Source organism: Altererythrobacter ishigakiensis, from assembly GCF_001663155.1.
GTDB classification, from domain to species: Bacteria; Pseudomonadota; Alphaproteobacteria; order Sphingomonadales; family Sphingomonadaceae; genus Erythrobacter; species Erythrobacter ishigakiensis.
In genome coordinates this window covers 2,662,878-2,673,978 of sequence record NZ_CP015963.1, presented here as the reverse complement: position 1 = coordinate 2,673,978, position 11,101 = coordinate 2,662,878, and the positions used below count along the sequence as shown (strand labels likewise).

The following is an 11,101-nucleotide window of genomic DNA, read 5'->3' as shown; positions in this document are numbered from 1 at the left end:
TCCCCAAACCCAATACTTCTTTGCCCCCGGAATCGACCCGAGATGACATTTTAAACCTAGACTTGTTCAAGCTTCGCCATTGCGCGGAATCGCAAAACCGCGCGTTGCCCCACTGCCCAAAACTGTAGATGTTCGAGATGTCCCGCCCCGAACAATTACGTTTTATGAAGCCCTATCGTCTGAGCGCAAGTCCGTTTTCGTAAAAAAAGCGAAATATTTCGGTTGACTCGCCGCTAACCCGCAGACTTGCGTTGAAGTTGTTGAAAACAAAGGATTCACATGATTTGAGCGATGCGAATCGTGGAAAGTCCTAGGGTTAGCGGTAACCTGTCCGTCACACTTCGGACAAAACAAAAGGGCCGTACCCATGTTGGGTCGGCCCTTTGGCTATCCATGTGCATTGCAGCATCGCCTAAGCGATCATTGAAACGCGAATCAGAGCGCTGCGACTCGCTTCGAAAGGCGCGACATCTTGCGCGCAACGGTGTTCTTGTGAAGAACGCCGCGAGCAACACCGCGAGCCATTTCAGGCTGAGCGGCCTTCAACGCTTCAGCGGCGGCTGCCTTGTCGCCAGCTTCGCAAGCTGCTTCGACCTTTTTCACGAAACCGCGGATGCGGCTGACGCGCGCACCATTGATCTCTGCGCGGCGGTTGTTGCGACGGATGCGCTTCTTTGCTTGCGGCGTATTGGCCATAACTTCGTTCTGTCTCGCGTTCTGTGATGGCCGCTTAGGCGACCGAAATGTTTACTCGGTAATTTTTCGAAAGTCGGCGATTCACCGCCGGAAAGGCGCGCACATAGTCGGGCGTCGAGCGAAGGTCAAGGATTCGCTTACTTCTGGCAACGCGGGCAGAACCAGGTGCTGCGCCCACCTTGCACGAAGCGGCGGATCATCCCACCGTCACTGTGGTGGCAATCCTCTCCTTCGCGACCGTACACGTCGAAGCGGGTCGCGAAATAACCCAGCTCCCCGTCGGGGGCAGCATAGTCACGCAAGGTTGAGCCGCCATCGCTGATCGATTGAGCCAGCACTTCCTTGATCGCCGGGACTAGCCGTTCGAGTTGAGGTTTGGTTACCTTGCCACCGGCTTTGCGCGGATGGATGCCAGCACGCCACAGCGCTTCGCACACATATATATTGCCGAGACCCGCCACGATGCGCTGATCAAGCAGGCACAGCTTGATCGCTTGTTTGCGTCCTTTGAGCGCGGGTTTGAGATAGTTCGCGCTAAGTTCTTCGCCGAGTGGCTCCGGCCCGAGTGCAGCAAACGGCGGCCAATCGACTAGCGCTGGCGTGCCAACCAAATCGACCGAGCCAAATCTTCGCGGATCGCATAGCGCAAACCGGTTGGCACCGGTCTCCAGGATAAGGTGGTCGTGTTTGTCCGGCTCAGCAGGATCAATTCGCCACCTCCCGCTCATGCCCAGATGGAACACCATCGTTTGATCGCGATCGGTATGAATCAATCCATATTTTGCCCGTCGTGATAGGTTCGTCACAGTCGCTCCCGTCAGCACTTGCACCAGATCCTTTGGAAACGGGCGGCGCAAATCCGGTCGGTTCATCACCACACGCTCAATCCTTGCGCCTTCCAGGAACCGGGCAAGTCCGCGGACCGTTGTCTCAACTTCTGGTAACTCTGGCATGGAGATGCTCTTAACACCCTTTGCTACGCTCGCAATTCATCCTAAGGCGCCCCGCTATGACTAATAAGGTTTCTTTCGGCTACGAAGATGTCGATCCGCAAGAAAAGACCAAGCGCGTTGGCGCGGTCTTTTCCAATGTCGCGCGCAAATACGACATCATGAACGATGCTATGTCTGGCGGTATGCACCGCCTTTGGAAGGATCGCTTTGTGCGGCGGGTAAAACCACAGCCGGGTGAAGCGATTCTGGACATGGCGGGGGGCACTGGCGACATCGCCTTTCGTATGGCTGCGCGCGGGGCCGAAGTGGTGGTGGCTGACATCAATCAGGATATGCTGGATGTTGGCATCGAACGCGCGATGGAACGCGGTATCGATGGTTTGTCGTGGTCTTGCCAGAATGCTGAGACGCTGAGCTATCCAGCGAACCAGTTTGATGCCTACACGATCGTATTTGGTATCCGGAATGTGACACATATCGACAAGGCGCTGTCGGAAGCTCATCGCGTATTGCGTCCTGGCGGACGATTTTTCTGCATGGAGTTCGGCACGACCGAATGGCCAGGCTTCAAGGAAATATACGATCTTTATTCGCATCAGGTCATGCCTAAACTGGGCAAGGCCATCGCGGATGATGAAGACAGCTATCGCTATTTGGCGGAATCGATCCGCCGCTTCCCGCTTGCGCACGAGTTTGAAGCCATGATCAAGGATGCGGGTTTCAGAAATACACGGGTCGAGAAGATTCTTGGCGGTGCGGTAAACATCCACTCGGGGTGGAAAGTCTAAGCGCTTGGCTCGTCCTTCAACTCATATCTGGCGTCTTCTTAAGTGGGGGCGAATCCTCGCCAAGCATGGCGCATTGCGCGGAATCGAACGTGATCCGAACGCGCCCTTACAGGTAAAGAGGCTGGCGCGTGTTGCTAGGTTTGGGACCTTTCAACCGTCGACCCCAGACTATGCGACCGCCTTCAAAGCGATTGGACCCGCGGCCATCAAATTGGGGCAGACTCTTGCGACGCGTCCTGATCTGGTAGGCGAGGAAGCGGCGGACAATCTGCTGGGTTTGCAGGACAATCTGCCACCTGTTCCATTCAGCGATATCGAGAAATCAATCGCCTCAACGTTTGAGAGGCCGCTATCTGAGCTTTTCAGTGAGATAGATCCGGAACCAGTTGGGGCCGCTTCTATCGCGCAGGTCCATCGTGCAGTAACCAGCGATGGGCGCAAAGTTGCGCTGAAAGTTCTGCGCCCCGGCATTCGCGAACAGTTCGCCCGCGACATCGAGACCTACGAATGGGCAGCGGCCCATCTAGAGGCGCTGGGGAGCGACGAAGCACGTCGCCTACGTCCGCAGTTGACGATTGCCAACTTCAAGCGTTGGACGAACCGCGAGCTTGACCTTCGCCGCGAAGCAGCCTCTGCGTCTGAACTGGCCGAAAAGATGAAGGGGTTTGCGGGATACCGTATCCCTGAAGTCGACTGGGATCGCACCAATGGCCGGGTGATGACGGTTGAATGGATCGATGGCATCAAGATCAGCAAGGTTAATGAACTTAAGGCCAAAGGTCATGACATGGGAGAGATCGCCAATCGACTGGTGCTCGCCTTCCTGACGCAAGCAATCAGCGGCGGCTATTTCCATGCGGACATGCACCAAGGTAATCTGTTCGTCGAAGATGACGGTACGATTGTCGCGATTGATTTCGGTATCATGGGGCGGATCGATCGGCGAGCGCGCATGTGGCTGGCAGAAATTCTCTATGGTTTGACAACCGGAAACTACCAGCGGGTCGCTGAAATCCACTTCGAGGCGCAGTATGTCCCGAGCTATCATTCAGTCGATGAATTCGCGACGGCATTGCGCGCAGTGGGCGAGCCAATGCGTGGCAAGCCGGTAAGCGAACTCAGTGTTGGACAAATGCTTGATGGCCTGTTCGCAATTACCCGCGATTTCGACATGCAAACCCAACCGCATTTGCTGCTTCTGCAAAAGACGATGGTGATGGTTGAGGGGATTGCGACGCAGCTGAACCCACAGATCAATATGTGGGATACGTCCGCGCCCTATGTGCGCAATTGGGTGCGTGACGAATTAGGTCCGGAAGCAGCGCTTGCCGATGCTGTGAAAGAGAATTTCTCGACTCTGCTGAAGCTACCCGATCTGCTGCGACGAGTGGACGAAAAGTTTCCGCCAAAGGGTGGCGCACCTGAGCCGCCGCCGCTGCCTCATGTCGAACTCATTGTCGGTCCGACAGCGCCGAAACGCCGCGGATGGATGGGCTATATCGCCGCAGCAGCCGCTGGTGCAGGTGCGCTGTACGGCGCAACCGTGCTTGGCTGGATCGCTTAATCGCTTTCTTCAGGAATCAGTGCGGTGTGGGGCAGCATTCGGCTGCCCAGGAGCGCCAGGATTACTGTTACCGCTTCGACAATGATTGGCACGAACCAATCGTCATGCGGACCATTAAGGATCAAGGTGTAGAGCCGCCCGATAATCGCAATGGCCATCAACGCTGCGGTGACCAGCAAAGGGTCGCCTTTACGCGCCCATCCCCCCCAGATCATGCAACCGCCGGCCACGACAAAGAACGCTGTCATATCAGCGCGCATTGATGCCAGCCCGAGAGTTCCTTGCGGCGCGATTCCAAAATCAGCACCTGAACCTACCGGATCCAGCAGGAAGCCGATCCCCATAAGAACAAAGAACAGCCCTCCAACAAACAACAAAGCGCGTAAAACCAGTGCCATAGCATCTCTCCCCAGAAACCATTCGCTTCAGTGTTAGCTGGTTGTTAGGAAAGCGCTAGGACAAACTTAACCACTCTATTGCAAGGGTTGGCTGGGTCTTGCTGTGCAGCTAGGCTCAGAAGGCATATGCAAATCAGGGGAGCTATTGGCCAAAATGACTGCCTCGCAACCCGCTAGCTTCGGGAAAGCCCGGTGAGCAGCGCGGGACCAAAGATTTTGCTCGTGGTGGGTGGTGGTATCGCTGCCTACAAATCATGCGAGCTGGTTCGCCTGATCCGCAAGGGCGGTGGCGATGTCACTTGTGTGTTGACGCAAGGCGGGCAGCAGTTCGTGACGCCGATGGCATTAGCTGCGCTGAGCGAGAACGAAGTCCACACCACGCTATGGGACCTCAAGAACGAAGCCGAGATGGGCCATATCCAGCTTAGCCGTGAAGCTGACCTGGTGGTGGTATGCCCCGCAACCGCCGATCTGATGGCGAAAATGGCGGCTGGGATTGCTGACGATCTGGCGACCACACTGATTCTTGCGACGGACAAGCCGGTAATGATCGCGCCGGCGATGAATGTACGCATGTGGGAGCACGAAGCCACTCAACGCAACCTGAAGTGGTTACAGCAAGCAGGGGTCAATGTGCTCCACCCCGATGAAGGCGCGATGGCATGCGGTGAGTTCGGCTATGGCCGATTGCCTGAGCCAGAAGTGATCTGGGCTGAGATCGCAGGCCACTTTGGAATCGAAGTGGAAGTTCCGCGGAAAACCGCTGATGTTGCACCTACTGTTGAGGAAGAGGTTCCAGAAGCAGAAGACGAAATCGAAGCTATCGAGCCCGAACCAGCGCCTAAGGGTGGTGGACTTGGTGGGTTGCTTGCTTCGATCATACCGCGCTCGACAGCAAAACGTTCAGCTGAGGAAATCGAAGCTGAATACCTCGAGGAAGAAGAAGCCGCCGCAGCTGCCGAAGATGCGGAAGCCGAAGGCGAGGAACAGATCTGCGAAGCTTCGGAAGAGGAAGAGCTTGCACAACCCGATCTCGATGCAGGGCCGTTGCTCGCCAAGAAGGGAGGAGCGAGCTCTGCCCCGCCAACAGATCCTGAAGCGATAAACCACACGGTTAAGACCGGCACCGGTGATGCTGAACCAGAGCCAATCGAAGGTGATGATTTCGAAGGCGCGCCACCAGCGCGTCCTGAAGATGTCGAGGTCGCTGAAGAGGACGCGCTTGGTGGTGAATCCTTCAAGGTTAAGAAGGGGCATCAGCCGCTTAAGGGCAAGCATATGCTGGTCACTGCAGGCCCCACATGGGAAGCAATCGATCCGGTGCGCTACATTGCGAACCGCTCATCAGGCAAACAAGGCTTTGCGATTGCTGCTGCCGCCGCGGCGCTGGGGGCGAAAGTCACCCTTGTGGCGGGCCCGGTATCGCTGCGCACGCCCGACGGCGTTGACCGAGTTGATGTCGAAAGCGCAGTCCAGATGTCCGACGCGGTCAAGAAAGCAATGCCGGCTGATATAGCCGTGATGGTCGCCGCTGTCGCTGACTGGCGCCCCAAAGAATATCGTGATGAGAAGATGAAGAAGCGCGGCTCAGCTCCCCCTGCGCTCGTGCTGGAAGAGAACCCCGACATACTCACTAATGTCGCAGCCAGTGACAATCGGCCTAAACTTGTGGTCGGTTTCGCGGCCGAAACCGAGGACCTGCTCGACAATGCAAAACGCAAACGCAAGCGCAAGGCGGCCGACTGGATTGTCGCTAATGACGTTTCGGGCGATGTGATGGGCGGTGATCTGAATACCGTTCAAATCGTGCGCGAAGGTAGCGTCGATACAATCGAAGAGATGCCCAAGATGGATGTCGCAATGGCGTTGGTTGAGAAAATGGCTGAGGCTTTGGCGGAGAGACAGGAAGATGCCTGACCCGGTTACGGTACAGGTAAAGCGCCTGCCGCATGGTAATGGGCTGGATCTACCTCGATACGCAACAGACGGCGCGGCAGGGATGGATATTGTCTCGGCTGAAACGATAACTCTGCAACCTGGGGCACGTCACGCGGTCGCTACCGGTCTGGCTGTCGCCATACCACAAGGGTTCGAGATTCAGGTTCGTCCGCGCTCTGGCCTTGCACTCAAGCATGGCATTACTGTTCCCAACACGCCGGGTACGATCGACAGCGACTATCGCGGCGAGTTGAAAATTATAATGATCAACCATGGTGCTGACGTGTTTCCGATTGCTCGCGGAGATCGGGTTGCACAACTGGTGCTCGCACCCGTCACACAAGCGGTTTGGAGTGAAGTGACAGAGCTGGACGAAACCACCCGCGGCGCTGGTGGGTTCGGCTCGACTGGTGGTGCTGCGAAGCTCTGACCTGCATTAAGAAAAAGGGCGGCACCGTATGGAACCGCCCCAATCCAAACCCGTCCAAGGGTAATCTAATTATTGACCTGACGAACCTTGGTTTCTTCCGGCTTGATTGTGATGCGCAAAGTTTCGCCTGAGTTGCCCGGAAAATCCACAAACATTGCTTCGACCAAATTAGGAACAAGGTGTTGTAGCCTGTTCGAAGTAGAAACAGCCTGCGCTTTGCCTTCGAAAAGCCGCTTGCCTGTTTCCGCGCGATCGATCTTCAATTCTATGCCGCTGGTGTAGACGGTGTAACTGCGTACTTCCGGTCCGCCGAACCACGGATCGTAAAAGCCATAGCCCCACGCACCGCGAAGACGGCTGCGATAATAGCGAGAGCGGTACCACGGACTCCAGAATGGGTCGTGGAAACCGGAGTCTGTGGTTCGCACTTTCTCGCGGCCATTGTCGACGCCATAGTCGAACCTCACCAGCAGGCTGGCATTCTCCGGATCGGCCTGCGCATAGCCAAGACGCTCCATCTGTGCCTCAACAAGATCGGCATAGAGTGCAAACTCAAGCCCTCCGGCCAAAGCAGGGTCATCCGCGACCACTGCAAAACTCTCACCCTCCGGTGCGGGAAGCTCCGCTTGAAAGCGGGATACATCGGCCTTGAAACCCGGTGAAGCGCAGGCCGCCAAGCCTGCCAACAACAACGGTACTGCCACCAGCTTGAGGGTTCGCGAACGAACGGATTTGAAAGCGGTCATAATCAAGCCTTCACTGTAGATGCGCGTGGGCAAAAACGCGCAATTGCCCGCACGGAATCTTATTGCGCAGGCTGTCATCGATCGGTTCGAATGTAAAGTCCACGGGCTGAACAGTCATTTAACGGCTTGGCGCCCAAGGAATCTATTGAGTTCAGTTCCTTACTAACCCCAATGCAGTGTAGGCGGCGGCAAGAGTGGGTGTGCCAAGCTCCCGCGCGCGTGCAGCACCACGAGCAAGAATTGCATCAAGCGCTTCGCGATCATCTTTCAGTTCAACAAATCGCGCCGAGATTGGGCGGAGCGTTTCGACCAGCAATTCGCCCAGAGCTGGCTTGAACACGCCAAAACCCTGCCCGCCGAAATCTGCCAAAACGCCATCCGTGCTCTTGCCGGCCAGCGCACCGTAGATGCCGACTAGATTCAATGCCTCGGGACGTCCTTCCAGCCCTTTGGCCTCACTTGGCAAGGGCTCGGGATCGGTCTTCGCTTTCTTGATTTTCTTCATGATCTCGTCAGCATCGTCGGCCAGATTGATCCGGCTCATCTCCGATGGGTCTGACTTGCTCATCTTGGCGCTACCGTCGCGCAGACTCATGATACGCGCGGCCTCTGGCGGAATGATCGGCTCTGGTAGAGTAAAGACGGGTGCATCTTCCGAAGCGAAATCATTGTTGAACTTTTGCGCGATGTCGCGCGCCAACTCCAAATGCTGCTTTTGGTCTTCGCCCACCGGCACATGCGTCGCCTGGTACAGCAACACGTCAGCCGCCTGCAGTACGGGGTAAGTAAACAGCGCAATCGATGCACCTTCGCGGTTCTTGCCCGATTTATCCTTGAATTGCGTCATGCGGTTTAGCCAGCCCATGCGAGCAGTGCCGTTGAGCAGCCATTGCAACTCTGCGTGTGCGGGAACCTGAGCTTGATTGAACAGGATCGCCTTGTCAGGATCAACGCCGCAAGCGACCAGTGTCGCTACCAGTTCCAGGGTTGATGCATGCAGCTCTGCAGGATTATGCGGCATCGACAGAGCGTGCAGATCGGCAATAAAGATCAGGCAATCGCCACCAGCAGCCATGGCGTCGTCCTGAAACTTCACATAGTTGCGGATGGCACCAAGGTAATTGCCCAGATGGGGCTTGCCGGTAGGCTGGATTCCGGAAACGACACGCATGATCGAGATTCTCTATTCGGTTAGCTTTGGCGGCGCATTAGGCGTTGCATGGTCGCCTTGTCGAGTACGCCGAGGATGATAGCCGCAAATGCATAGGTCGCGATACCGACAGCGAGTATTGCCGAAAGGCCAAGAGCCTGCTGTCCGTAGCTACCGACAAACCAGCCACCAATATGCTGCATTAGCCACCATAGAGCGGCGCCCATGACAGCCGCAGCCAATATAATACGGAATACACGGCCCATAATCCGAGATGGCATGCGGTAAAAGCCACGGACATGCAGGATACTTCCCAGTAACATGATGTTGATCCAGGCGCCGACTGCCCCGGCGATTGCCAGACCGACCACCCCAATCTGCAAAACGAACACAAAGTAGTAGTTAAGCGCAGCCGTGACCAGCAGGCTGAGCGCAGCGGTGATTACCGGCGTGCGCGTATCCTTACGCGCAAAAAAGTTCGGGGTCAGTACTTTGACGAGAACATAGGCTGGTAGTCCCAGCACAAGACCGGAAACAACGATGCCGGTTACGCCTGCGTCTTCCTGAGTGAAGGCTTGACCTGCCATGAAAACCTGCACGAAGGCTGTCCCGGTGAAAAACAGTGCTACCGCGCAAGGCACAGTCAGCAGCATGGACAGCTCGATCGCATTGGATTGTAGCCGCGCGGCCTCCTCATCCTGTTCGCGCCCAAGGAAGCGAGACAAGGCAGGCAATATTGCGGTGCCCAAGGCGATACCGATGATACCCAGCGGCAGCTGATTCCATCGGTCCGCCATTTGCAGATGGGTGTAGCTGCCAACCGGCAGGTTTGAGAGGAAGAACAGATCCACCACACGGCTGATTTGGTATACGCCGGCGCCGAAGATGGCAGGAACCGCCAGGACGAACAGCTCTTTGACCCCGCTAGTCAACTGCGGTGCGACCAGCGACAACTGGAAACCCGCGCGACGCATGAAGAAACCAAGCCACAGCACTTGGAGCAAGCCTGAGAGTGATACGGCCACAGCCATCCATTGTGCCGTTTCGCGACGTGCTGCGATCCCTTCGCCCAGCGTCAAACCATAGCCGAGTGCTACGATCAGGCAGATGTTGAGCAAGATCGGCGCTGCTGCTGCGGCTGCAAAGCGGGAAAGCGAATTCAGGATTGCCGCAATCAGAGTCGCGACGCTCATGAACAACAGATAGGGGAATGTGATCCGTGCTAACAGAATCGCAATCTCCAGATTGCCTGCCTGTTCTGTGAGTCCGTCTGTGACGAAATATTCGACTACCCATGGCATGACCATAAGCGCGATCGCGCCAAATATGATGAGGATGGGCAGCAATACGGCCAGCACATTCTCTGCGAAGGCACGTGCTTCGCTGACGTCACCATCTTCCTTCATGCGCCGGTTGAAAAGCGGCACAAATGCACTGGCGAAAGCACCCTCGGCGAATAATCGGCGAAAGATGTTGGGCAGCATGAAGGCCAGCTGCCAGGCATCGCCCATCGCGGTCGCACCCAGCACTCTGGCAATCAGAATGTCCCGGAGGAAGCCGAACACGCGGCTGACAGCCGTCAGTCCGCCGATTGTCCCGACATTCTTAAGCAGGCTCATGGCGTTGCAGCTTCCTCCCGTCAGAACGCAATGTGTCGAACCGACGGGTGAGACGCAAGCTTTTGCAGTCTATTGTCAGGCGTTGCCTTGAGGCGTTGTCGCCTCGTCAGCGCCACCAGCAGCTTCACGCTCACGCTTGGCTTGCAGTTGCTGAAGGTAAAGACCGTTGAAATCGATCGGATCAATCGGTGCCATCTGGAATCCGGCGTCGCGTACAGCGTCAGCAATGATCGCGCGTGCAAACGGGAAGAGCAGGCGCGGTGCCTCTGCAAACAGGAATGCATGTGCTTGTTCTTCAGGCACGTTGCGAATGCCCACGAGGCCGCAGTAAACCAGCTCAATCAGATAGGCGTTACCTTGAGAGGACTTCGCTGTGAGGTTTATTTTCAGCTCAACTTCGGTCACTTCGTCGCTGACCTTGTTGGCACCGATATTGAACTGCAGATCAATCTGCGGCTGCTCGGTCCACTGGTAGACTGCCGGAGCGTTGGGATTTTCGACCGAGAGGTCTTTCACATATTGCGTGATTAGCCCGACACTCGGCAAATTATCCGCGCCATTCGCGCCAGCTGCAGTGTTGTTGTCGAGATCGGTCAGGACGTCGCCTTCATCGGCCATGATCAGTATTCTTTCGCGTCAAAATGGTATGAATATCGAGTTGGAAATGACGTAATCATTACGCATTGGCGCGCCGCCTAGCACCGCTGCTCGTCTGCGGCAACCGATGCATAGAGGCAATCTTGCGTCGAAAAGGAACGAACAGCCTTCATCTGGCGTTGTGATTCACATGCTAAGGCCCTATCTGTTAACCGATGGGCA

11 protein-coding genes are annotated in these 11,101 nt (G+C 56.2%); 4 read left to right on the top strand and 7 right to left on the bottom strand.

The window, feature by feature from the left end; all coding sequences use genetic code 11:
* Positions 1-435: 435 nt before the first annotated feature.
* Both rpsT and mutM read right to left on the bottom strand, forming a co-directional pair.
* Positions 436-696: a 30S ribosomal protein S20 gene (gene rpsT / locus A6F69_RS12885; protein ID WP_067602068.1), complete on the bottom strand. Its 261-nt coding sequence runs from the start codon at positions 694-696 to the stop codon at positions 436-438.
* A gap of 137 nt (positions 697-833) precedes the next feature.
* Positions 834-1,649 (bottom strand): bifunctional DNA-formamidopyrimidine glycosylase/DNA-(apurinic or apyrimidinic site) lyase, encoded by an 816-nt coding sequence (gene mutM, locus A6F69_RS12880; RefSeq protein ID WP_067602065.1) that lies wholly within the window; start codon positions 1,647-1,649, stop codon positions 834-836.
* Positions 1,650-1,705: 56 nt separating this feature from the next.
* Here mutM and A6F69_RS12875 point away from each other — a divergent pair, with 56 nt between their 5' ends.
* Both A6F69_RS12875 and ubiB read left to right on the top strand, forming a co-directional pair.
* The gene (locus A6F69_RS12875) at positions 1,706-2,437 is read left to right on the top strand and encodes a class I SAM-dependent methyltransferase (RefSeq protein WP_067602061.1); all 732 of its coding nucleotides are present in this window, start codon (positions 1,706-1,708) and stop codon (positions 2,435-2,437) included.
* A gap of 4 nt (positions 2,438-2,441) precedes the next feature.
* Positions 2,442-4,001: a 2-polyprenylphenol 6-hydroxylase gene (gene ubiB / locus A6F69_RS12870; RefSeq protein WP_067602058.1), complete on the top strand. Its 1,560-nt coding sequence runs from the start codon at positions 2,442-2,444 to the stop codon at positions 3,999-4,001.
* Here the strand turns inward: ubiB and A6F69_RS12865 are convergent.
* A complete protein-coding gene (locus A6F69_RS12865) occupies positions 3,998-4,399 on the bottom strand; it encodes a DUF4345 family protein (RefSeq protein ID WP_067602055.1) in 402 nt (133 codons plus the stop codon). The genes ubiB and A6F69_RS12865 overlap by 4 nt on opposite strands.
* Before the next feature lie 192 nt (positions 4,400-4,591).
* On the opposite strand from A6F69_RS12865, the gene A6F69_RS12860 reads away from it, so the two are divergent.
* Positions 4,592-6,316, top strand: a complete 1,725-nt coding sequence (locus tag A6F69_RS12860) for a bifunctional phosphopantothenoylcysteine decarboxylase/phosphopantothenate synthase (protein ID WP_067602052.1) — start codon at positions 4,592-4,594, stop codon at positions 6,314-6,316.
* Entirely contained in the window at positions 6,309-6,767 is a 459-nt protein-coding gene (gene dut / locus A6F69_RS12855; RefSeq protein WP_067602049.1) for a dUTP diphosphatase, read from the top strand. Before A6F69_RS12860 ends, dut begins: the two co-directional genes overlap by 8 nt.
* A gap of 65 nt (positions 6,768-6,832) precedes the next feature.
* On the opposite strand, the gene A6F69_RS12850 is transcribed toward dut, so the two are convergent.
* The 4 genes from A6F69_RS12850 to secB form a co-directional block, all read right to left on the bottom strand.
* Entirely contained in the window at positions 6,833-7,513 is a 681-nt protein-coding gene (locus A6F69_RS12850; protein ID WP_067603186.1) for a DUF4136 domain-containing protein, read from the bottom strand.
* Between the two features lie 151 nt (positions 7,514-7,664).
* Positions 7,665-8,684 (bottom strand): tryptophan--tRNA ligase, encoded by a 1,020-nt coding sequence (trpS, locus tag A6F69_RS12845; protein WP_067602045.1) that lies wholly within the window; start codon positions 8,682-8,684, stop codon positions 7,665-7,667.
* A 20-nt stretch (positions 8,685-8,704) separates the two neighbouring features.
* Complete coding sequence (gene murJ / locus A6F69_RS12840) at positions 8,705-10,282, bottom strand: murein biosynthesis integral membrane protein MurJ (protein WP_067602042.1); 1,578 nt, start codon at positions 10,280-10,282, stop codon at positions 8,705-8,707.
* 75 nt (positions 10,283-10,357) lie between these two features.
* The gene (secB, locus tag A6F69_RS12835) at positions 10,358-10,900 is read right to left on the bottom strand and encodes a protein-export chaperone SecB (protein ID WP_067602039.1); all 543 of its coding nucleotides are present in this window, start codon (positions 10,898-10,900) and stop codon (positions 10,358-10,360) included.
* Positions 10,901-11,101: the final 201 nt, after the last annotated feature.